20 protein-coding genes are annotated in these 22,390 nt (G+C 37.4%); 11 read left to right on the top strand and 9 right to left on the bottom strand.

The genetic code is table 11. From position 1 onward, the window contains the following. Positions 1-6 precede the first annotated feature (6 nt). Entirely contained in the window at positions 7-1,413 is a 1,407-nt protein-coding gene (locus BM141_RS08710; RefSeq protein ID WP_091544034.1) for a DUF1800 domain-containing protein, read from the bottom strand. Positions 1,414-1,716: 303 nt separating this feature from the next. Between BM141_RS08710 and BM141_RS08715 the strand changes: the two genes are divergently transcribed. The 3 genes from BM141_RS08715 to BM141_RS08725 are packed head-to-tail and all read left to right on the top strand — an operon-like array spanning position 1,717 to position 4,151. Further along, a complete protein-coding gene (locus BM141_RS08715) occupies positions 1,717-2,958 on the top strand; it encodes a hybrid sensor histidine kinase/response regulator (protein ID WP_091544037.1) in 1,242 nt (413 codons plus the stop codon). A gap of 7 nt (positions 2,959-2,965) precedes the next feature. Next, a complete protein-coding gene (locus BM141_RS08720; protein WP_091544173.1) occupies positions 2,966-3,358 on the top strand; it encodes a VOC family protein in 393 nt (130 codons plus the stop codon). Positions 3,359-3,392: 34 nt separating this feature from the next. Beyond that, on the top strand, positions 3,393-4,151 hold the full coding sequence (locus BM141_RS08725; protein WP_091544041.1) for an enoyl-CoA hydratase/isomerase family protein: 759 nt from the start codon (positions 3,393-3,395) through the stop codon (positions 4,149-4,151). Here the strand turns inward: BM141_RS08725 and BM141_RS08730 are convergent. From BM141_RS08730 to BM141_RS08750, 5 genes are all read right to left on the bottom strand, one after another. Further along, positions 4,141-4,551: a hypothetical protein gene (locus BM141_RS08730; protein ID WP_091544045.1), complete on the bottom strand. Its 411-nt coding sequence runs from the start codon at positions 4,549-4,551 to the stop codon at positions 4,141-4,143. The genes BM141_RS08725 and BM141_RS08730 overlap by 11 nt on opposite strands. Before the next feature lie 8 nt (positions 4,552-4,559). Continuing rightward, complete coding sequence (locus BM141_RS08735) at positions 4,560-5,066, bottom strand: SRPBCC family protein (RefSeq protein WP_091544048.1); 507 nt, start codon at positions 5,064-5,066, stop codon at positions 4,560-4,562. Between the two features lie 120 nt (positions 5,067-5,186). Then, entirely contained in the window at positions 5,187-5,663 is a 477-nt protein-coding gene (locus BM141_RS08740; protein ID WP_091544049.1) for a Uma2 family endonuclease, read from the bottom strand. Positions 5,664-5,702: 39 nt separating this feature from the next. Next, entirely contained in the window at positions 5,703-7,316 is a 1,614-nt protein-coding gene (locus BM141_RS08745; RefSeq protein ID WP_177217309.1) for a sensor histidine kinase, read from the bottom strand. Between the two features lie 116 nt (positions 7,317-7,432). Continuing rightward, positions 7,433-8,122, bottom strand: a complete 690-nt coding sequence (locus tag BM141_RS08750; protein ID WP_091544176.1) for a response regulator transcription factor — start codon at positions 8,120-8,122, stop codon at positions 7,433-7,435. A 399-nt stretch (positions 8,123-8,521) separates the two neighbouring features. Between BM141_RS08750 and BM141_RS08755 the strand changes: the two genes are divergently transcribed. Together BM141_RS08755 and BM141_RS08760 are read left to right on the top strand one after the other, a co-directional pair. Further along, complete coding sequence (locus BM141_RS08755) at positions 8,522-8,821, top strand: FtsB family cell division protein (protein ID WP_091544055.1); 300 nt, start codon at positions 8,522-8,524, stop codon at positions 8,819-8,821. A gap of 143 nt (positions 8,822-8,964) precedes the next feature. Then, on the top strand, positions 8,965-9,672 hold the full coding sequence (locus tag BM141_RS08760; RefSeq protein ID WP_091544058.1) for a lipoprotein signal peptidase: 708 nt from the start codon (positions 8,965-8,967) through the stop codon (positions 9,670-9,672). Here BM141_RS08760 and BM141_RS08765 read toward each other — a convergent pair. From BM141_RS08765 to BM141_RS23650, 3 genes are all read right to left on the bottom strand, one after another. Continuing rightward, positions 9,662-10,435, bottom strand: a complete 774-nt coding sequence (locus tag BM141_RS08765) for an enoyl-CoA hydratase/isomerase family protein (protein ID WP_091544060.1) — start codon at positions 10,433-10,435, stop codon at positions 9,662-9,664. The genes BM141_RS08760 and BM141_RS08765 overlap by 11 nt on opposite strands. A gap of 98 nt (positions 10,436-10,533) precedes the next feature. Further along, positions 10,534-11,739, bottom strand: a complete 1,206-nt coding sequence (gene porV, locus BM141_RS08770; protein ID WP_091544062.1) for a type IX secretion system outer membrane channel protein PorV — start codon at positions 11,737-11,739, stop codon at positions 10,534-10,536. 347 nt (positions 11,740-12,086) lie between these two features. Then, positions 12,087-14,255, bottom strand: a complete 2,169-nt coding sequence (locus tag BM141_RS23650; RefSeq protein ID WP_091544065.1) for a tetratricopeptide repeat-containing sensor histidine kinase — start codon at positions 14,253-14,255, stop codon at positions 12,087-12,089. 291 nt (positions 14,256-14,546) lie between these two features. Here BM141_RS23650 and BM141_RS08780 point away from each other — a divergent pair, with 291 nt between their 5' ends. The 6 genes from BM141_RS08780 (at position 14,547) to BM141_RS08805 (ending at position 22,379) form a co-directional block, all read left to right on the top strand. Further along, entirely contained in the window at positions 14,547-16,952 is a 2,406-nt protein-coding gene (locus tag BM141_RS08780; protein WP_143090857.1) for a sensor histidine kinase, read from the top strand. 92 nt (positions 16,953-17,044) lie between these two features. After that, complete coding sequence (gene ccoG / locus BM141_RS08785) at positions 17,045-18,463, top strand: cytochrome c oxidase accessory protein CcoG (protein WP_091544179.1); 1,419 nt, start codon at positions 17,045-17,047, stop codon at positions 18,461-18,463. A 13-nt stretch (positions 18,464-18,476) separates the two neighbouring features. Next, positions 18,477-18,917, top strand: coding sequence for a FixH family protein (locus BM141_RS08790; protein ID WP_091544072.1), 441 nt, complete (start codon positions 18,477-18,479; stop codon positions 18,915-18,917). A 14-nt stretch (positions 18,918-18,931) separates the two neighbouring features. Continuing rightward, positions 18,932-19,636 (top strand): sulfite exporter TauE/SafE family protein, encoded by a 705-nt coding sequence (locus BM141_RS08795; RefSeq protein ID WP_091544075.1) that lies wholly within the window; start codon positions 18,932-18,934, stop codon positions 19,634-19,636. A 406-nt stretch (positions 19,637-20,042) separates the two neighbouring features. Then, positions 20,043-21,062, top strand: a complete 1,020-nt coding sequence (locus BM141_RS08800) for an MORN repeat-containing protein (RefSeq protein ID WP_143090858.1) — start codon at positions 20,043-20,045, stop codon at positions 21,060-21,062. A 90-nt stretch (positions 21,063-21,152) separates the two neighbouring features. Beyond that, a complete protein-coding gene (locus tag BM141_RS08805) occupies positions 21,153-22,379 on the top strand; it encodes an ABC transporter permease (RefSeq protein ID WP_091544079.1) in 1,227 nt (408 codons plus the stop codon). Positions 22,380-22,390 lie beyond the last annotated feature (11 nt).

The raw sequence follows: 22,390 nt of genomic DNA on the forward strand, positions 1-22,390 counted from the left end.
TTACTTTTAACAGACTTGATATTCTGGCAGCGTTACCATTGCCACTATCAAGTTTTTAATCGTTTCTTCCTTGCTTTCATGCTTTATATTTTGCAACAACATTTTTTTAGTTTCCTCAGCGATAGGAACTTGGAATAAGTAATTGGCAATTTTGGCAAATATATCTTCTTGATTTTCCTTCCCCAGAATGGTAATAAAATCCTGCCAGTCGTAGGTGGCTTTGATAGTGCGAAGTTTATTTTTAGCAAAAAATTCGGTATTTACATCGCCGTCTTCTTTGGGTTGCAAGGTAATTTCTCCCATTCTGTAAAGCATCTCGGGCAGTTGAGTCCTGATAACAATAGTCGTACTATCTATCCAAGCCTTACCTTCTTTCCAGCCTGCGACATTAGGAGGATAAAATAACATCTGACCTAATACCTTTTGCAAAAACAGCAAAGGTTCTTTATCGTTAAAACCCAAATTAAACTGCTTGCGAAGGATAGTAAGGTACTCAATAGGAGATTTGATACGCACTCCTATATTTCGGGCTTCGTAGAACCAGTCTGAAGTAAATATTTCCCTCATCAGTTTTCCTATGTCGTAATCCGATTGATAGAAACTTGTCGCTAACTGATTTACAATTTCTTCATTCATATTCTCATTGACAAAGTACTTGTAAATTTTGCCTGTAAGAAACTTAGCGGTTTGCTTATTTTCCAAAATCATATTCAAAATATCCTCCCCCTCTAATTTCCCTGTTTTGCCAAAAAAGGTTTTTTCCCCATAGTCATGCCTAAACCTGCGTAAAATAAAATCACCACTTATCTCAAAGTCCCACCCTGTAAAGGCTCTGGCTGCGTTTTTGATGTCCTGCTCGGTATAGTTTCCTCGTCCCAAAGTAAAAAGTTCCATGACTTCTCTGGCAAAGTTTTCATTAGGACGGTCTTTGCGGTTTTGTTTATTATTGAGAAATTGTAACATGGCGGGGTCCTTAGAAATGGCGTGTAGCAAATCACCAAATTTCCCCAAAGCGTGTTTTCTAAGTATATTATTTTGTTTTTGAATGAAAAAAACATTGGCAGATTGGCAGGCAAAATGCCCATGCCAGAACAAAGTCATTTTTTCTCTCAACATTCCCTGTCGCTCCGTCATTCTATCTAACCACATCAGATTCAAGTCTTTAATCTTAGCAATAGAATCTCTTATCATTTCTCTTTTCTCATCTTTGTCTGCCAACAAAAATTTTCCCATTTTTAATTGGTTGCTATCTACTACCTGTAAATCCCTGACTTCTTCACTTTCTTTGAAAAGTTGGGAAACAAGTTTTTCTACACTTTCTTTTTTGTTGTTTTCTATGAAGGCAAAACTTTCTCCAAAACCTGCACGCAGGTAGAGATGCTGTATTTTTGTTTGTGGATTGATTTGAAGCATGATATTTTCTAAATTTTTATTAAAAAATTTCTAAATTTGCTAAGATTTACTTAATCGTTTAGTATTTGTCTTTTTAGATACTTAAAAAAGCGAAAGGTTTAATTAGGTCATTGACCATTTTAATTGTGGTATTTACGAGCATGGATTTTGTTTTTTATAAAGAAAAACTGTTTATTTGCTGATTCATATAGAAGTATGCAAATGAAAGTAGTATGAAATTTGTACTCTAAAAAATGAATATCTCAGAAAGAGATTGCTGTTGCTCTTTCAAAGCCAAAGTTAATTCTAATAAGAGCTTACCCAATGGAAAATCAAAAACATAGTATTCTCTATGTTGATGACGAGTTAGTAAACCTGAATGTGTTTAAAGCCACGTTTAGACGAGATTATGACATATTCACCGCAAACTCAGCCCAAGAGGCGATGGAGATTTTGCGCCAGCAGGCTATTGACTTGATTATTTCTGACCAAAGAATGCCTAAGATGACGGGGGTGGAGTTCTTGAAATGGACTTTAGCCGAGTATCCTCATGCCATTCGTATTATTCTTACTGGCTTTAGCGATACAGAAGCGATTATTAGAGCTATTAACGAATGTGATATTCATAGATACATCACTAAGCCTTGGGACATTGAGGAGATGCGTCTTGCTCTGAAGAAAGCAAGTGAAACTTTCCAACTTCGCAGAGACAACGTTCAACTTTTAGCAGACTTAAAAGAAGCCAAAGAGCTTTTAGAACAAAAAGTAGCAGAGAGAACAAAAGAAGTTATCAGACAAAAAGAAGAAATAGAACTCAAAAATCAAATCTTAGAAGCTCAGAACAGTAAACTACAAGAGCTTGATAATGAAAGAAATAGTATTATCAGTATGATAGTACACGATTTGCAGTCGCCTATCAATCGCATTAGTGGCTTGTTGGAACTTTTGGAAGTGGAGGGCAAAAATAATTTCAACCATAATCAACTTACTTACATGGAATTGCTAAGAAAAAGCATTGCCGATGCAAGTAGGCACATACGCAATTTGTTGGATACAAAGGCTTTAGAAGGAGATAACAGCATTTCTCAGGTTGTTCTTTCCAAGATAGATTTAATTCAGTTGATAGGCAGGCTTTTAGAAAGCTATAAAGAACAAGCCTCAAGAAAACAAGTGGTTCTCAACTACGAAACCAGCCACCAAGAGGTGTATATCAAAGGCTACGAAGATTATTTAAGCCGTATTTTTGACAATTTGATTTCTAATGCTATCAAATTTTCTCCTAAAAATGTCAATAGCAATGTCTTTATCAAAGTCAAAGAAAATGGTGAATATGTCAGGGTTAGTGTCCAAGACGAAGGACAAGGGCTGAGCGAGGAAGATAAGAAGAACTTATTTAAAAAGTTTCAAAAGTTAAGTGCGCGCCCTACTAACGGGGAGTCCTCGTCAGGATTAGGGCTTTCTATCGTCAAGTCCCTGACAGAACAGTTACAAGGAAGGGTATGGGCAGAGGGCGAACCTAAAAAAGGAGCTACTTTCATCGTTGAATTTCCAAAATATTCCTATTAATACATCTATGTCTATTACCCAAGTAAAGGAGATAGCACTGTACGTCAAAGACTTAGAAGCGTCCAAAAAATTCTATCATACCTTGTTGGGTTTCCCAGTCATAGGGGAGGTAAAGGACAGACATGTCTTTTTTCGTGTGGGTAGTTCAGTATTGCTTTGTTTCAATCCAGAAGTTACTCGACAGGATACCTTTTTACCGCCTCATTTTGCCTACGGACATCAACATATTGCTTTTGAAGTTTCCCAAGACGAATACGAGCGTTGGAAGACGAAAATAACAGCCTTAGAAATTCAGATTATTCACGAGCATGATTGGGGAAATGGGTTTAAGTCTTTTTATTTCAAAGATGTTGATAATCATGTGTTAGAAATTGTGCCTGTGGGAATGTGGGGAGATTAAAAAAATCAAAATCTAAACTTAGCCAAATAAACTTATGCAAACCATTACACTTACGCGCAAAGAAAACTATGCCATAGCCCAACTCAACAGAGGCAAAGCCAATCCTATGAATCGCCAAATGATTCAAGAACTGACGGAGTTAGTACATCAACTTGCTCATAATTTTGAGGTCAAGGGATTGATTATCACTGGAAAAGAACATTATTTTTCTGCTGGTTTAGATTTGTTGGAGTTGTACCAATTTAACCCCAAAGAAATGGAAGATTTTTGGAAAGATTTTTCCAAGATGATGCTCTCTTTGGCTTCCTTCCCTAAGCCTATGATTGCCGCTATTACAGGACATAGCCCTGCGGGAGGTTGTATTTTAGCTCTTTGCGGAGATTACAGAGTCATGGCAGAGGGAAACTATCGCATTGGATTGAATGAAGTGCCTGTAGGAATCATTGTCCCAAATCATATTTTTGCTTTGTATGCCTTTTGGATTGGGAACAGGAACGCCTATCAATACCTCATGGAAGGCAAGCTACTGCTTCCACAAGAGGCTTTGCAAGCTCAATTGGTAGATGAAGTCGTGCCTTTGGAGGAAGTGCTGAACCAAGCAGAAACAAAAATGAAGCACTATTTGAGTTTTGACCCCGTTACATGGCAAAAAACTAAAACAAACCTTCGCAAAGACCTTATCAAAGCCCTCGATATTACTTCGACGGATTCTTTCAAAGAAACCTTAGAACATTGGTGGTCGCCAGAGGTAAGGCATATCTTGCATACTATTCTGGCTTCTCTTAAAAAGTAAACATTCCTTTTATCAGGTACATAGCGATTAATCCTGCTATCAGCGACTTAGACATTAGGGAGTCAAATCGCTGTGTACTGAAAAGTACCAATAGAAAACCTACTAAGGCACTTCCACCGCCATATAAAAGCATTTCTTGGCTATTGGGGTAATTCATCAGTTTGAATAAAATGCCAACAGAAGCTACTGCCGTTCCTACTAACATAATCATATAGAGCAGTTTGGCTTTGCCCTGATAAAGAAAAGCCTCTATCAATGCTACTACCGCAAAACTTAACCACCCTACAATAAGCAAAGTGCCAAAGCCTTTGATTTGATTGGCACTTAGCAAGTAACCCACCAAACAAGTTACAAAAGCAACATTGGAAACCAAGTTGAATGTGTTTCTAAATTTTTCCATATATCATTTTAGCTTACTAATCTACTCCAAAATCCTTTTTTCTCTTTTTTGGCTTCTTCTCCTTCGGGAGAGTTTGCCTTTTCTATTTCTTTTTCTAAAGCTTTGAAAAACATTCCTACTAAGCTATTGGCTACTCCGCTGAGTACTCTCTGCCCTGTACGAGCCAACAAGCCTGAGAGTTTTGCCTCTCCGTCAAAAAGCATTGCTGTATGCCCTTCATCTATGGCTTTAAGCACGATATTCCCTTCTGCCACTACATTGCCTATTTTACTATTTTGCTTCATTATCAAAGTAAAACTTTCTGTAGGATTCAAGTTTATCGTTTCCATAGTTCCTTCAAACGTTCCGCTTACCGGTCCCATTTTTACCTCACATATAGCCTTATACACTCCTGATTCTGTAGCTTCTAAGGATTTGAGGCTTGGTATCACTTTTGTAAGTGTATCGGGGTCTAAGAGCATTGCCCAAAGCATTTCTTTGGAGGTATTGAGCGTATGACTTCCATTCAATTGCATATTTACTATGTTTAGTTAGTGATAGATTTTTCTTGTAAAAGGTAGCTAAGCATACAAAAATATATAACTCAAAATACTTACCTCAAAATAATTGTAAGAGTTTTATTTAAACAAACTAAATTATTTGAAAACATCTGCCAGAGGAAAGGAAATATTCAGCTTTTTATCTACTAAGGTTTCGCTTTCGCGGTAGATTTCGTAGTTTTCTTGGTCAGAGAATACATAAATGTTTTTAAGGCTTGGAAGCACCAGCCAGCAAGACTGTACCCCCAAAGAAAAATATTTGTGGGCTTTATCTACCAGCGTTTGAAGGCTTTGAGTGGGGGAGAGTATCTCAATAACAGCAAGCGGAGGCTCTGTCATCGCAATTACATCTTGTTGCACATTGATTTCCATTTTAGGATAAATGCAAACATCAGGAACGGAGTCCCAATCAGAAAGGGCAAGATTAAGTTCAGAGGGAACTGTATATATAGTTCTATATCTCAGTTTTATTTCAAAAATGAGATTTGCTTGGACAATGCTGTGAATAAGGCTTGGCATAGGTTTTTTACGTTCTATTTCGTACTCTGACAAAGTTTCTTCTACGGTTTCCATAGTGCATCAAGTTTATAAGTCAAAGATAATAAAAAGTTTTCAAAGATTTTTCTCAGGGAAATAAACTTCAAATTTTGTTCCTTGCTCAGGCACACTCTCTACTTCTATGCGTCCCCCCAGCCTTTCTATTTGTGTTTTTACCAAAAACAAGCCCATGCCCTTTCCTGCCACTTGCAAATGAAATCTTTTATACAGTTGAAAAATTTTACCTTTATACTGTTCCAAATCAATACCAACGCCATTGTCTTGAATACTTATTTTAGTGAATTGGTTTACTTTTTCAGAGCCAATCTGCACTAATGGTTTCCTGAGAGGATGCCTGAACTTAATAGCATTGTCAATAAGATTGTAAAAAATACTTTCTGCATAAGGAACAAAAGTATGTAGATATTCTATCTGTTGAAAATCAGTAATAATTTCGGTTTGTGATTCCTCCATCTCTTTTTCTAACAAAAGTCTGATTTTGTTTATTATCTCCTCTAAGCCAACTACTTGAAGCATCAGTTGGGATTTGCGTTTTATTTCAAAAACATGGTTGATGTCTTTAACGATTTCGTCTAAGAGTTGCGTATTCGCAGCAATTTGTTTGATAATGTTAAGTTTTTCTTCGAAAGTTACGTTTTCCATTTCTAACAAGTTACATAGTCCCAATACTCTTGCTACGGGTGAGCGTAGGTTATGAGCAGTGATAAAGGAATACTGCTCTAACTGTCGGTTGTATTCTGTTAATTCCTCATAGGCTTTGCTCAGTTCTTGAGTCCGTTCTACTACCTCCTCCTCCAATATTTGATTTTGTGAGGCTATTTCTTCATTTTTAGCTTGAATTTCTTTTTGGGCTTCTTTGAGCTGTTGGTTCTGCTTATACAGCAAATCTCTTTGAATTTCTATCTGCTCTCCTTGCTGTATCAGTTCTTCATTCTGAGCGGCGATTTCTTTGGTACGTTGTTGGACGGTAAGCTCTAATATTTCTTTTTGCTGCTCTATCATCTTTCTTCGTTCCCTCTCTGCTTGTCTTAGTTTTTCAGAAAAAGAAAATGCTTTTTTAGTGTAAAAAACCGTAAAAGCCAAAGTAGGCATACTGACAACAAAAAGAGCAATCAGGGCAAAATAAGTTCTTTGGAGTGCATTTTCATATTCTTTCTGTGCCTTAGATTTAAGATTTTCGCAAAGTTCAAAAGTCTTGTTACGGAATTGGGTAATCTCCTTCATTACCTTAATGCCTCTTTTCTCTAAAAATCGCTTTTTAAACTCCTCTTTATTACCTTGCTCAATGAGTATTTTTTGCGAAGTACTAAAATCAATGTACTCCTCTACGCTTGCTTTTAAGTGGTAAAGTGGATTTAAGTCGGCGTTTTGTTCTTTTAATTTGACCTCTAAGGTATCAAAAATCTCGCTTTTCAAACTTATTCCCGAGTAGTAAAGATGAAGTACAGAAGTATCTTCTGTGATGTAATACGCCCAAATACCTAAATCCAAATCATTTACTACCCATGCGGGAATCAAGTCTGTATTAAGTTTAATGAGTTCTGCCTCTTCTTGCAACAGCCTGTTTTTTTTCATCACCTCATTATTGTAGTACACAAAGCCAATGCACAAAAGCATCAAAGCACTAATTAGTACTACAACTATGGTCAGTAAATGTTTTTTGAGCATCTTTAGCATAATTATAGAATAACAAAAGCATTAAATTACAGCGGATAGCATGATGCACAGTCAATTTATTTATTCATTAAGTATTAGGCATGCAAGATTTCTCCCTGTGATAAAAGTCATTCGGCTACCATAATATACCCTAAACCCACGCGTGTTTGAATTAGCTTTTTCTCAAAATCCTTGTCAATCTTGTTCCTGAGATAATTCACATACACATCTACTATATTGGTCCCCGTATCAAAGCTAATGTCCCATACCTGCTCTGCAATTTTTGCCCTATCCAATACTTTATTTTTATTTTTGATAAAAAAAACCAATAAGTCAAACTCTCTTGCTGTCAATTTAATCTCTTTGTTGCCCCTACGCACTTCTTTTCGTGAAAGATTGCAGTACAAATCCTCGATACAAATAATCACTTCTGCCGCAGGCTTTTCAGGATTAAGCACATGACTTCGGCGTGTCAAAGCACGCAGCCTTGCTAAGAGTTCCTCAAAGTCAAAGGGTTTCGGTAGGTAATCATCTGCCCCGGCATCTAAGCCCTTGATTTTGTCTTCGGTACCGTCTAAGGCAGTAAGCATTAAAATTGGGACTTGTGGATTTTTGACCCGTATGCGCCTACAGACCTGAAAACCATCTACATTAGGCAACATTACATCTAAAATAATCACATCATAACCATTATTTAAGCTATTTTTAATTGCTTCTTTACCGTCTTTAACCCAATCTACCGAGTAGGCACTTTCTTCTAAGCCTTTTTTGATAAATGAGGCAATTTTAGGTTCATCTTCTGCTAATAAAATATTCATATCTTTCATGTTTCAAGTGGATTGTTGGCGAAAAAGCACTATGCTCATACATAGTGAGAAAGTCTAAGTAAATCAGTTTTCACCGATGGCAGTGCTTTCTTACAAAGTTAAAAAAACTTGTGATTATTTAGATATTTAACACAAAATAAGTAATTCAACAAAATTGTCAGACGGGGTCTCCCAGACAAATAAGCGACTGTCAATAAAATATTTTCACGCCTATGGCGGTGCTGTATGTTGGCTTGCTCTTTTCTACATAGATTACAGCCCTACAGGCTTAATTTACACGTAGCATTATTCATGTGCTAACTCGACAAAAAGTATCAAAGAGCCTAAAAAAATGGCTTAGATATTTTAAATTTTCAAAAATATATATATCTTTGTAAAAATCATGGACTTATGATAAGTAAATTAAAGCAATTGTTTAATCGGTTCAATAATTTTTATTTGCTATTTCTGACAGTATTTGCTGTCTGGATGCTGTTTTTTGATGGGAATAATATCTATGAGCAAATCCAAACACAAAAGAAAATCAGCCAATTAGAGCAAGACAAGATGTACTATAAAGAGAGTATTCTTTCTTTGCAAAAAGAAATCAAAGAACTACAAGCCAACCCTAAGCAGTTAGAGAAATTTGCTCGCGAAAAATACAAAATGAAAAAGCCAAAAGAAGATGTATATGTAATTGTGGAAAAATAATATAGTGAAAGCAGTAAACGAGAATGATAAAAATTACTGTTTTTTTAAAAAAAATGTTAAGCAGTTTCCTACTTATGCTTATTATCTTACATTTAATACCTAAATTGCAGGCAATTTTGTATAGAATATAGCTGTCAGAACGAATGAAATACTTAAAATACTACTTGCTTGCCATCTCCGTCATTTTGATAGACCAAATAGTAAAGCTCACTATTCATCACTATATGATTGAAGGTGAGGAGATTGTAGTTTTAGGAGATTGGCTCAAATTGCATTATACCACCAATCCCGGAATGGCTTTTGGGCTGGAGTTTGGGTCGGAATATGGGAAATTAGGACTTACATTTTTTCGCTTGTTAGCTATGACAGCTATTGGGTATTTCTTGTATAGAGCTGCTAAAAAAGAAATTTACCATCCAGGATTCCTTTGGTGCGTTGCTTTGATTTTAGGAGGCGCCATAGGCAACGTCATAGACAGTACTTTTTATGGTTATTTCTTAGACAATGCTCCATTTACAGAAAATCCTCCCCCTTTCTACCCTTGGTTCCATGGAAAAGTAATAGACATGTTCTATGTGGACTTGTGGGAAGGAGAAGTACCAGAAAACATACCTCTGATAGGAGGAAATCGCTATTCTCTCTGGCCTATTTTTAATGTCGCAGATGCTTCTATTTTTATAGGTGTAGCACTAATTTTGGTCTTGCAACGCAAGTTTTTCCCTGCACATCACCACGAAAGCAAGCCCATAATACATGCAGCAACAGAAGAATCAACAGATATAGCTCATGCTAATAATTCGGAGGAGCAGAACCCTTCTTTAGAAATTAGCGATAAGCCTGTTACCAGCTAAGCTTTTCTTTGCTCAGGAAGGCGGCAATGCCTTTTTTACAGTCCTCAAAAGCTCTTGCTTTAGCATTTACCTCTGCGGCATAGACTAAGGCTTCGCTGAGTGAGCGTTCCTGAATGTCTGCTATCATCTGCTTAGTTGCTTTCATTGCTTGAGCAGAATTAGTTTGGCAGAGATGCAAAGCAAACTCATCTACTTTCTCGTATAATTCATTGTCAAACAATACTTCTGTAACTATGCCGTATTCTTGTGCTTGGCTTGCCTCTATCAAGTCCCCAGAAAGCAACATTTCCTTTGCCCTTGCTTCTCCTATTTTTCTAATCAAGAAAGTCATTACGATAGCAGGGACGAACCCTATTTTTACCTCTGTGTAGCCAAACTTTGCTTCAGAAACGCTAAACACAAAGTCGCAGACAGTTATCAGCCCGCAACCTCCTGCGATAGCATGACCTTGCACAGCCGCAATGACAATTTTAGGGTGGCGATAAATCTGTAAATACAAGTCTTTGAGGTAGTGAGAATCTACTAAATTTTCTTCAAAAGTATGAGTTTGTAAAGACTGAAGATAGCCCAAGTCAGCTCCCGCACAAAATACTTTCCCTTCTGCTTTTAGTACAATTACCTTTACTTCTTCCTCATGCTCGGCTCTTGAAAAAGCCTCTTTGAGTTCGGAAACCAACTGCTTGTTAAAAGCATTCCGCTTCTCTGGACGATTAAGCGTAATGTAGGCTATACGATTATTGACCTCATAACGAATTTCTTGCATAGTAGTATGGGCTTAAAAAGTAAAGAATTACGCTGTGAATATAAAACGTAATTCTTTGATAATGATAATTTTTTACTACTTGTTTTTGATTCACGAAATTATTGTACTGCACCTTCTTCGTCAGTAACAGATTTTTCTTGCTTGCTTCTACCGAAATCAAATAGCAACGTAAAACGCATAGTATCTGCCAAAGGATGATTCTGAATGGTTGGCATCATGTAGGCAAAATCTATCCCAAATTTCTGATAACGGAAACCTAAGCCCAAAGTAAAATACTTTCTGGCTCCTTTGATAGTGTTTTCATTAAAATACCCTCCTCTTAGCGCAAATATATCTTTGTACCAATACTCTGCCCCCATAGCAAACATGAGTTCTTGTATTTCCTCTCGCAATCCGTTAGGAGCGTCATTAAAAGAACCAAACATCGCCGAAACTAAGGTTCTATCTGGGTCTTTACCTTTGATGATTTGTCCTTGTCCATTTCGGATGGGAGGAGTAGGCACTAAGAGTTTGTTGATGTCTAAGGCAAAAGTAAGTTTATTGTATTCGTCTATTTCTGCGGTAATACCTGTACCTAAGCGTAAATTAGTAGGGATATAATCTGCGGTAGTGGGGTTGTTGTAAGTCATTCTTCCGCCTATATTGGAAATATTTAATCCGAAAGCTACGGTGGTAGGAATCATTCCTATAATTTTTTTCTTCTCGTAATAGGCAGATATATCGGCTGCTACTACGTTACCGGGAGTAGCATTCACATTACCCGGTCCGTTGCTGAAGTTCCCTGCTAAGTTAGAGTGTACGAATCGCCCTGTAATAGCCATGCTAAATTCTTTACTCAATTTTCTGGAATACGTCCCGTCTAAGGCAATTTCTCTTGGGTTAAAGTCCTGTTGCAATCTCCCTTGCAAGTCAGTAAACTGTATGCTACCCATATTGAAGTAGCGCAAGGACATAGCTACAGCTTCTTGCTTACTAATCTTGTAATAACCAGATAGATAAGCAATAGACATATCATTTACTAACTTTTGTAGCCAAGGACTATAGGAGATAGACATGCCCATAGTCTTTTCTAAAAAAGCCAATTTGGCGGGATTCCAATGGGTCGCATTAGCATCTGGCGAAAGTGCTACCCCTACATCACCCATACCCGCGCTGCGCGCATCAGGGGTAATAGTCAGAAATGATACTGCGGTGGAGATTACCCTACGTGTAGAATCCTGCCCCAAGACTCCTATTTGAGCGAAAGTAATGCTATGCGAAATAGCCAGGAGCAGTAATGATGATAAAATTTGAATTAAGCGCATAGTTTAAAATTTGAGAAAAACGTGAATAATAGATTAATCAAGGTGCTTTGTGTTTTACACATTAGTACATAAGGCATGAACGCATATACCTACCTTACTATGTTCTTACTTTCTCATTTTTAAACACCTTTTAATTGCGTAAAGTTAATTCATTCAGTTTATTTTTAGTTTTCTCAAAATAGATAGAAGTGTGCCAAATATCTATGAGGGAGCGATAATTTTTATCGTTATTGCTTACAAAAATAATGTATTTTTATGTGTTAAGTCAAATTATTAAATATGAATTTTTAAAGATTCCTTTAAAAGTAATATTATTTCCTGAAAAAGTAAAGCAAAAGGTATTTGCGCTACTCAATTCCAACGGGCAAACAAATGACAAACTCTGTACCCTTGCCTATTTCAGAAAAAACTTCTATTGTTCCTTTGTGATTGCGAATAATACCATAGCTAATGGAAAGTCCCAAGCCTGTGCCTTCGCCTATGTCTTTGGTGGTGAAAAAAGGCTCAAAAATTTTAGCCTTGACGCTCTCTGACATTCCTGCCCCTGTATCTTTGATAGATATGCTTACATAATCTCTTTCTTCTTTATGAACTAACTTAGTAGTAATAGTGATTTTACCACCGTTTTCCATTGCTTGTATCGCATTGGCAATGATATTGGTAAATACTTGATTGATTTGACCGTGTAGTGCAGCTATCTCAGGGATTTTGTCGCCATACTTTTTTGAAACAGTAATATTTTTGGCAAGTTTGTTTCTAAGTAACATCAAAGCGGCATCTATGTCATTATGAATATCTCCTATCTTAGGTTTGCCCTCGTCTAAGCGAGAAAAATTGCGCAAACCCTTGACGATTTCTGTGGTTCGTACCGCACCAATTTTAATGTCTTTGATAAGTAAGTTGATTTCTTCTTTAATATCTTCGTATTCTTTCAAGGTTTCTGCTTTTTTGAGTTGCAAGACTTTTTCTTGGATTTTGGTACTGTCCTCTTCTTTGAGGATGTACTGAAATAAGTCCGTAACTTGGTAAAAACTGTGGATATTGCTCTCCAATGCTCCAATGCCTGCATAAATAAAATTCAGTGGGTTATTAATCTCATGGGCTATTCCTGCGGTCAGTTGTCCCAAAGATGCCATTTTCTCGGAGTGAATCAACTGACTTTGTGTGCTTTTAAGTTGGATAAGTGCTTCATTTAAGGCTGTATTTTTTTCTTCTAGCGCTATGTTAGCTTTTTTCTTTACATTGTAATTGTTAAAAAACAAGACTAAGAAAACTAAACTTATTATCAAAATAGCAATTAGCCCGTAATTGATAATATTTTTTTGGTCTAACTCGGCTTTTTGCGCTCTCTGCTCGCTTCTTAGTGCATTGATTTCCTGCTCTTTGGTCTGTGCCTCATATTTAGTTCGCATCTCTGCCAACTGCCTGATATTAGTTTCGTTGAATAGACTGTCTTTGGTGGTATCGTATATTTGATAGTACTCAAAAGCCTTCTGATAATCGCGCTGAAAGGCATAAATCTCCGCTAATTGAAAACTGGATTCTTTGATAATTTCTCGCAATCCCAATTCCTGAGCCAACTGATAGCTTTGCAAGGCATAGTTCAGTGCATTCTCAAACAAGCCAGCTTTGCGGTAGGCAATAGCAATGTTTTGTAAACTATTTGCCATGCCGCTTTTATCTTCTAATTTCTGACGAATCTCCAAAGATTCTCTGCATACTTTCCATGCTTGGGAATATTTGCCTTGTTTGATATATACACTACCTATGTTATTTTTTACTTCTGATATACCCTTTAAGTCCTCAGATTCCTCAAAAAAAGCTAAAGATTGGTTATAATAATACAAAGCGTCAGTCAGCTTGCCCTCATCGCGAAGTATTCGGGCTATATTATTGGAAACATAAGCAACGGATTGAGGTTTTTTGATATACCTATAATAGAGAAGAGCTTGTTGGAAGTAGCTTTTTGCTTGGTTAGTGTCTGATTGTTTTTCATGAATTAGCCCAATATTATTTAGGCTCGAGGCTCTTAGCAAGGTATCATTGAGCTGGTCTGCCAGACGCAGGGCTTGCAAGTGTAAGTCTAAAGATTTTAAGTAAGTCCCTTGCTTGTAATAAACCAAACCCTTAGAGGACAAAATATTACCTATCAAGTGTTTATCTTTTAACTCCTTTGCAAGGGTGTCAGATGAGTCATAGTACTCTAAAGCCTTGACATAATTCCCGCTATGGTAGTAGAAAGTGCCTATGTAAAATGTAGTATAAGCCTCTCCTTTTTTATATTTGATTTTTTGGGAAAGTGTAAGTGCTTGTTCTAAGTATGTCTTTGCCGTAGTAGGTTTAACGTATAAATACTCTGCCCATAACCTATTGATTATATTTACTTTATTAGAATCTTCTTGAGCATGAATAAGTAGGTTCTTCAAGCTATCTATGACTCTTTGTCGTTGAGCTAAGAGTTTGGAGAAGCTTGCAAAAAGCAAAATACAACAAAATAGGCTAATTAATCTAAACATTGAAAGTTTGCTACTATTAAATAAAAGTAAGAAAATCTTAGCGGTAAAAGTAAATATTTTACTTAGATTCAACAAATAAGTTCAATATTATACTAAAGAGAAAAGTTGCTTTTCCTAAACTTACATGATTTTTGCTTTTAAATATACAACTGAGTAATTGATAAAATAGATAAAGTGACATTATTTACTTTTGAATCTTGTAAAACTCACTACTTGGAAAAAGTAGCAAAGTATGTATCCACAAAAAATCATTGCAAAAAACTTTTACTGAGTTTTTTATTTTGTACCTTTTTGCTTGGGTGTACAGCTTCTCTATTGGCTCAGAATGAGGAAGTAGTCGTATTAAAAAATGAAACAGACTTACTTTTAGTAGGGAAGCAGCTATACTTTTGGGAGGATATAGACGGTAAGTTAAGCATAGAGGATATTTTAAGCCCTACTTACCAAGCGAAATTTCAGAAAAATACAACTAATGTTTTTGCTCGTCCTGCCTCTACCAAAGTGTATTGGATAAAACTCACCGTGCAGAATTTGTCCTCTGTGCAAGCTTGGATAGAGGCAGGCAGTATTGCCCTTTGGTACATAGACTATTATACCGCAGAAGCAGGGAGTTATCAACTAAAATTGCAGACAGGTTTTTTCCGTCCTGAACAAAATAAAGCCTACCCCACTAACTTGTTTTGGCTACCCTTGCCTGGCTCCTCGCAACCCCAGACAGTTTACCTACGCATACAAAGCCTAAGAACTATGGAACTGCCCTTGCAGGTAGGCACTTTGCTTTCCTTGCACCAAAACAAAACTAAGACAGATTATATAGTAGGAGGCTTTGTAGGGCTAATACTAATGATGTTTTTATATAACTTATTTTTACTCATAGCTACGAAGGACAGGGTTTATATTTGGTACGTTTTGTATCTTTTCTCTACTATCTTTATTTTTACTTTTCTGAATCAGTACCCACTTTTAGTTTATCTTTTTCCAAAACTTCGCTACGCCTCCCAACAGTATATTATTTCTTTGCAAAATATCTCCTACCTCTTTGCCGCAGTATTTGCTATTGATTTTCTCAATTTTCGCCGTCATGTTCCGTACTTCCGAGTATATCTGCTATGCTTGCTATTAGTGATGATAGGAGTAATTCCTTGCTGCAATATTTTGCATATTATTCCTTTTCCTATCCTCAGTCTTACCAACCAAATGCTTGTTTTGGTCTTAGCTCTTTCGTTAGTAAGTGTCAGTTTATATTTATGGATTACCAAAAAAGAGCGGATTGCAAAATTCTATGCTTGGGGGTGGATATTCTTTTTTTCTTCTACTTTTAGTTTCATCTTTACTATCAATGGGGTGATTCCTTACCACTTTCTTTCTCGAAATGCTACATTTCTCGGTGTTAGTTTAGAAGCTCTGATGTTTTCCCTTGCTCTTGCCGATAGAATTAGACAAATGCGAAAAAGTCAGTTAGAGTCGCGGCTTGCCATCTTGCAAAAAACGCTTGAAAACAAAAAACTCATAGAGCAGCAGAATATCATCTTGGAGCAGAAAGTAAAAGAAAGAACCGCAGAGCTGCAAGAGCAAAAGCATCTTTTTGAGAATCAAAGTATTATGCTTGAGCAGATGAGTTCTCTTGCCAGAGTAGGCGGTTGGGAATTAGACCTTATTTCTCAAAAATCTACTTGGAGCAAAACTACCAAAGAAATACACGAAGTACCCCTTGACTTCGAACCCTCTATAGAAAAGGGCTTGGCATTTTTCAAAGAGGGTAAGGATAGAGAGAAAATTAGCCAAGCAGTCCAACAACTCATAGAATATGGCACACCTTACAACATAGAACTGAAACTTATCACTGCAAAAGGCAACGAACTTTGGGTAAGGCTTATAGGCAGGGCAGAGTTTGAGCAAGGAGTTTGCAAAAGGATTTATGGGGCTATCTATGACATAGATGCTATGAAAAGAGCAGAAGAAAAAATAAAAAGCCAATACGATATACTCCTTAAACACTCAGAAAAATTGGCACAAGCCAATGCCACCAAAGATAAACTCTTTTCTATTATTGGGCATGACCTACGCAGCCCTATCAATACCTTATTAAACCTTTTAGATGTGATTTCCAAAGGATTTATTTCCGTAGAGGAGTTCCAACAACTACTCCCCAAAGTCCACCAAAACGTAAAAACTGTGCATCATACCTTAGAAAATCTTTTGCAGTGGTCTTATTCGCAGATGCAAGGCATCAAAAGCGCACCTAAGCAGGTAGAACTGCACGAAATAGTGTTGGAAAATATAGCACTTTTTACCGAAGCGGCTCAAAACAAAGAAATCCAACTCATATACGATGTTCCGTCTGACTATGTAGTTTTTGCAGATGAAAACCAGACGCGCCTCATCATTAGAAATCTGCTGAACAATGCCATCAAATTTACCAAAAAAGGAGGTACTATTAGCGTTTTTGCCAAAAGAGAAGGTAATTTTATCGTATTGACTATCAAAGACACAGGAGTAGGAATGTCAGAAGAACAGGTCGCCAGCCTGTTTAAAAATAATACCAGTTTTTCTACCTACGGCACAAGCGGTGAAAAAGGTACAGGTTTGGGGCTGATGCTTTGCAAGGAAATGGTAGAGCAAAACAAAGGGAAAATATGTGTAGAAAGTGAACTTGGGAAGGGCAGTGCTTTTATTTTTAGTCTGCCTATGCCTTAAAAAAACATGACAAAAGTCATCTTTTTCCAAAGACATAAATCATTTTTTTTATGGCTTTTACCAGCGATTTTTGTCAAAAAATTATTCCCAACATGTCATCATCTACACTACCCAAAGCAAATTTCAGGGATACCTTAGCTACGGCAGACCAAACAGGCAAACGCAAGTGGGTCTATCCCAAAAAGCAAAGTGGACGCTTCACCATAAGCAGAGAAATCGTAGGTTACTCTTTATTAGCTTTTCTTTTTGCTGCTCCTTTTATTAAGGTGGGAGGTTATCCGCTTTTACTTATCAATATTTTAGAACGCAAATTTGTGATTTTTGGGACAGTATTTTTTCCCCAAGATATGTATATTTTAGTGCTGATTTTTCTGAGTTTTTTAGCCTTTATCATCTTGTTTACCGTAGTTTACGGGCGTGTCTTTTGCGGGTGGGCTTGCCCTCAAACCATTTTCTTAGAATTGGTTTTTCGTAAAATAGAATACCTCATAGAAGGGGACTACATGAAGCAAAAAGCCTTAGATAAGGCAGAGTGGACTTGGGAAAAAATTTGGAAAAAGACTCTCAAACACAGTGTTTTCTTTGCTATTGCGGTTTTGATTGCCAATGTTTTTCTATCTTATATCATTGGTATTGAGAAACTTTATCAAATCATCACCTCTCCTACTTCTCAAAATATAGGAGGTTTTGCCTCTATGATGGCTTTTAGTGGGGCTTTTTACTTTGTTTTTGCAAAATTCAGGGAACAGGTTTGTGCGATTGCCTGCCCTTATGGAAGACTACAAGGAGTAATGCTCGACAGAGAATCCATAGTGGTCGCTTATGACTACAAAAGAGGCGAACCCAGAGGCAAAATGAGAAAAGGGGAAGAAAGGAAAATAGGGGATTGCATAGATTGCGCCCAATGTGTCCATGTATGCCCCGCAGGGATTGATATTCGCAATGGTACACAGTTAGAGTGTATTAACTGCACGCTTTGTATAGATGCCTGCGATGAAATCATGGACAAAATCAGCAAACCCAGAGGACTTATCCGCTATGCGTCTATTGACGGCATAGAGAAAGGAACGAAATTTCACTTCAATACGCGCAGGATTGCCTATTCCGTAGTTTTGCTTGCCTTGCTTTCAGTGGCAGGAGGGCTACTTTTTACCAGAGGGAAAATAGATGCCACCTTGCTCAGGGCGCAAGGCACTACTTTCCAAAAATTAGAAAATGGGAATATTTCTAACTTATACAATATTAAGATTATCAATAAGTCGCATGATGAAAGGACAATTCACTTGCGTTTGATTTCGCCTGAAAATGGAACAATCAAGATGATAGGTGATTCTCAACAAGCACAAAAAAATGAATTGCGACTGAGCTCGGAAGGCATTGCAGAAAGTTCTTTGTTTATAGAATTTCCTAAATCTGCTTTGAAAGGAATCCATACCAAAGTAGAAATCGGCTTGTATCAAGGAGAGGAACTGATGAAAACTTTGGATACAAAATTTGTTGCACCTAATTAAAATAAAAAATACCATGAAAATCTCTATTCCAACCATAATCATTAGCACCTTTGTTGCTTTTGCAGGGATGATTGGCTATTTTGTTACCGTAGCCATGCGCTCGGAGGTCAATTTAGTCCGCCAAGACTACTACCAAGAAGAACTCAAGCATCAAGAATACATGGAAACTGTAGCCCGCACAGAGGCTTTGGGTGAGCAGGTGAAAGTAGTCTTAGACCGAGAGAAAAAGGTCTTGAACATTTTTATTGGATTAACTCCTGCTCCAATTCAAGGGAAAATAAAGTTTTACAGACCTTCGTCTTCTAAGTTGGATTTTGAGCAGGATTTCAATACCAATGCAGACGGGCTGTGCGAAATTCCACTTGACCGCCTCATCAAAGGCAACTGGAAAATGACCTTAGCCTTTGAAGTAGAAGGCAAAAAATACCTCAAACAAACCTCATTCAATTACTAAAATATTATAAAACAATGCTTTGGAGTGCGTTTATATTTGGCTTATTAGGGAGCTTTCACTGCGTAGGAATGTGCGGTGCGATTGCTTTATCTATTCCTATGAATATCAGCACTCGCATTGCTTTGGTCAAGGATACGCTTTTTTACAATTTGGGGCGAGTAATGATGTATAGCATTATTGGGCTGTTAGCAGGAATATTTGGACGTACCTTTGTAAGTTTGGGCTATCAGCAGTGGCTTTCTTTGGTAGTGGGGCTGCTGATTATTTCTGCCTTTATCATTCCTACTCGCTTGCAAGATGCTGTGTTTCACTATATTGGTTTAGATTTTTTACAAAAGAAAATAAGAAAACTTTTTGGAAAATTTATTACCAAACCTACCCCCCTCAATCTCCTATTTACAGGCATCTTAAATGGAATGTTGCCTTGCGGATTTGTCTATATTGCTTTAGCGGGAGCTGTGCTGACGGGAGATTGGATAGATAGCATGCTCTACATGGCAGTATTTGGTTTAGGCACAATCCCTATGATGGCAATTACTACTCTTTCAGGAAATTTGGTAACTATACAATTCAGGAACAGAATCAAAAAGCTAAAGCCTTACTTAGCTATCCTTGTTGCATTTTTATTCATTATCAGAGGCTTATCTTTGGGAATACCCTACCTCAGCCCTAAACTCCCTGCGCCACACCAAACAGAGGAGGTTTGTGGAACGCATTAAGAAAGTAAAGCCCATAGGTTTAGACATCATCTCTCGAATCAGTTTTAAAATTATTTAACTCAAATTGCTTTATAGAAAAAAACTTAGCAGACTTTATCTTGTTATGATTTCAAAATTATTACTATTATTGCATAGTAGTAAGTTTTTGGGGTGGAGTTTTCAAATGTATGATAATTTTATGTGTTAAAAAAATCCGTTTTCATCGGTACAATCTGTGTCATCAGTGTTCCCAAATAGAACACCGATAATACGGATTGGGCTGATAAACACAGATTTTTATTCAAAAAAACACTTTTCTCATCAAATTGAGAACAGCAGATAAAATACCATCATACAATTGGAATCATCACCGTTTTTGGCTTTTGCCAATGATTATAAACTTCAATATATTGAAACTGTAATTCTTATGATAAAAAATATTTTTATACTTGCTTTTTTATTCTTGAGCCATGTTACTCTTTCACAAGATATAGAGCCTTCTGCCTCTGGAGGCAAATATAAAGGGGCCTATAAAGACGGCAAACGCAATGGTAGAGGAACTTTTATTTGGAGTGATGGTACAAAGTATGTCGGACAGTGGGTTGATGACCTTATGGAAGGTTATGGAACGCTCACTCTTCCAGATGGTACAAAATATGTAGGCTATTGGAAAAATGGGCAAAGAGATGGTTTTGGTACGTTTACTTGGGCAAATGGAGACGTCTATCAAGGTCAATTTAAAAACAATAAAAAGCACGGAGACGGCATACTGAAGATGAAAGACGGCAGTGAATACTCTGGGCAGTGGGCAAATGACATGGCAAATGGCAAAGGCACATTTATTTGGTCAAACAAGACGAAATATATAGGTGATTGGAAAGACAACAAAAGACATGGACAAGGGGTAACTATCTCTGTATCAGGTAAAATAGAGCAAGGTAATTATGATAATGACCGCTATGTTCCCTGCTCCTGCCCTCCTAACGAGCAGTTTAGTGTAGAAGAAGCTTATGAAAAATTTGATGCTGTTTTTGTAGGAAAAATTACCGTTTTTGCAGGAGAAATGGCAAATGTCAAAATCTTACAATATTGGAAAGGGGAAATCTTAGATGAAATTTCTGTAGTTATCAAAATAGGCTACTCCTCTTGCGACTGGATATATTTCCAAGATGAAACCTACCTTTTTTATGCGAAGAAGGTAAGTAACGGCATATACTATACGAACCTTTGCACTCGCACCGCTAAACTCCAAGATGCCCTCGCAGACATAAAGATTCTGGAACAGAAAGTCCCTTGCATAGACAAAACCAAAACTTCTCCGATTACAAGTTCCACAGTTACAGGCTACGTATGTGGTTGCGACGGCAACTCTTACCGAAGCCCCAACGAAGCCCGCAAAAATGGAGTGCAAACTTGGAAATTAGGACTTTGTGGGAATAAAAAATAATGCGGAAAAATAAATATTCCGCAATTTTGTTGCAAATTTGCTCACGAAAGTAAATTATTGGATTTTCACTAAATCGCATCAGCAATCTCCATGAATATAGTTTCCTTGTCTTTTAGCTACCTCAAAGCCAATAAATTAAGCACTACTTTGAACCTTTTATTGCTTGCTTTTGGTATATCTGTGGTGGTGATTTTACTCTTGTTAGTCCATCAGATAGAAGACCGCTTTAGCCGCAATGCTAAAGACATTAGCTTAGTGGTGGGTGCCAAAGGTAGCCCCCTGCAGCTCATTCTCTCTGCTATTTATCACATAGACTATCCTACGGGCAATATCAAAATCAAAGATGCACGCAAAATCATGAAAAATCCCTTAGTCAAGCAGGCTATCCCTGTGGGTTTAGGCGATAGCTATATGGGGGTTCGCATCGTAGGTACTAATCATGACTATTTTAAGCATTTTAGTTGTGAAATCCAAGAAGGAAAAATATGGGAAAAGCCTCTGGAAGTAGTGATAGGTAGTCAGGTAGCGATGCTTACGGGACTAAAAATCGGAGATAAATTTGTGGGAGCGCATGGCTTGGACGAGGGGGGACACGCTCACGATTCGCATGATTACGTGGTGGTGGGCATTATGAAACCTAACGGCATGGTAACAGACCAACTCATTTTGACAGCGATGGAAAGTATTTGGCTGGTACATGAGGAAAAACAAGAGGAAAGCAAAGATACAAAAGAAGAACAGCACACTGAAAATGAAATGGATAGTACAGCCGCAGAGGACAAAGAATACACTGCCTTGCTTGTAAAATATCGTTCTCCTATGGGGGCTGTTACTCTACCTCGCTTAGTAAATAGCATTAGTAATTTGCAAGCCGCCTCTCCTGCTGCCGAAGTAAATCGTTTATTTAACCTGATTGGTATTGGAGCAGATATTTTGCGATTTTTTGCCTTGGCTATCATTGGGATTTCCTTTTTAAGTATGTTTGGTGTATTGTATAACGCACTGAAAGAAAGACAGTTTGACATTGCACTGATGCGAACTTTGGGAGCCTCACGCATGAAGGTATTTTTGCTCATCATTTTTGAGGGTATCTTGCTTGCCTTGTTAGGCACATTTTTAGGCATCATTTTAGGACATGGAGGCATAGCCCTTTTCACCTCGCTTTACAAGCAAGCTGAAAATCAGATTACAGCTTTGATATGGCTACCAGAGGAGTTTTACCTATTTGTCTTGGCAGGATTAGCAGGTTTTCTTTCTGCTTTTATTCCTGCACTCCAAGCTTACAAAATGGATATTGCTAAGATTTTGGCAAGGTAGCAAAGTATTGC

The sequence above is a fragment of the Thermoflexibacter ruber genome, assembly GCF_900113045.1.
GTDB classification, from domain to species: domain Bacteria; phylum Bacteroidota; class Bacteroidia; order Cytophagales; family Thermoflexibacteraceae; genus Thermoflexibacter; species Thermoflexibacter ruber.

Excerpts from the sequence above, each read along its gene's own strand:
- BM141_RS08710 (WP_091544034.1), bottom strand. The coding sequence starts at position 1,413 with ATGCTTCAAATCAATCCACAAACAAAAATACAGCATCTCTACCTGCGT.
- BM141_RS08715 (WP_091544037.1), top strand. The coding sequence starts at position 1,717 with ATGGAAAATCAAAAACATAGTATTCTCTATGTTGATGACGAGTTAGTA.
- BM141_RS08720 (WP_091544173.1), top strand. The coding sequence starts at position 2,966 with ATGTCTATTACCCAAGTAAAGGAGATAGCACTGTACGTCAAAGACTTA.
- BM141_RS08725 (WP_091544041.1), top strand. The coding sequence starts at position 3,393 with ATGCAAACCATTACACTTACGCGCAAAGAAAACTATGCCATAGCCCAA.
- BM141_RS08730 (WP_091544045.1), bottom strand. The coding sequence starts at position 4,551 with ATGGAAAAATTTAGAAACACATTCAACTTGGTTTCCAATGTTGCTTTT.
- BM141_RS08735 (WP_091544048.1), bottom strand. The coding sequence starts at position 5,066 with ATGCAATTGAATGGAAGTCATACGCTCAATACCTCCAAAGAAATGCTT.
- BM141_RS08740 (WP_091544049.1), bottom strand. The coding sequence starts at position 5,663 with ATGGAAACCGTAGAAGAAACTTTGTCAGAGTACGAAATAGAACGTAAA.
- BM141_RS08745 (WP_177217309.1), bottom strand. The coding sequence starts at position 7,316 with ATGCTCAAAAAACATTTACTGACCATAGTTGTAGTACTAATTAGTGCT.
- BM141_RS08750 (WP_091544176.1), bottom strand. The coding sequence starts at position 8,122 with ATGAATATTTTATTAGCAGAAGATGAACCTAAAATTGCCTCATTTATC.
- BM141_RS08755 (WP_091544055.1), top strand. The coding sequence starts at position 8,522 with ATGATAAGTAAATTAAAGCAATTGTTTAATCGGTTCAATAATTTTTAT.
- BM141_RS08760 (WP_091544058.1), top strand. The coding sequence starts at position 8,965 with ATGAAATACTTAAAATACTACTTGCTTGCCATCTCCGTCATTTTGATA.
- BM141_RS08765 (WP_091544060.1), bottom strand. The coding sequence starts at position 10,435 with ATGCAAGAAATTCGTTATGAGGTCAATAATCGTATAGCCTACATTACG.
- porV (WP_091544062.1), bottom strand. The coding sequence starts at position 11,739 with ATGCGCTTAATTCAAATTTTATCATCATTACTGCTCCTGGCTATTTCG.
- BM141_RS23650 (WP_091544065.1), bottom strand. The coding sequence starts at position 14,255 with ATGTTTAGATTAATTAGCCTATTTTGTTGTATTTTGCTTTTTGCAAGC.
- ccoG (WP_091544179.1), top strand. The coding sequence starts at position 17,045 with ATGTCATCATCTACACTACCCAAAGCAAATTTCAGGGATACCTTAGCT.
- BM141_RS08790 (WP_091544072.1), top strand. The coding sequence starts at position 18,477 with ATGAAAATCTCTATTCCAACCATAATCATTAGCACCTTTGTTGCTTTT.
- BM141_RS08795 (WP_091544075.1), top strand. The coding sequence starts at position 18,932 with ATGCTTTGGAGTGCGTTTATATTTGGCTTATTAGGGAGCTTTCACTGC.
- BM141_RS08800 (WP_143090858.1), top strand. The coding sequence starts at position 20,043 with ATGATAAAAAATATTTTTATACTTGCTTTTTTATTCTTGAGCCATGTT.
- BM141_RS08805 (WP_091544079.1), top strand. The coding sequence starts at position 21,153 with ATGAATATAGTTTCCTTGTCTTTTAGCTACCTCAAAGCCAATAAATTA.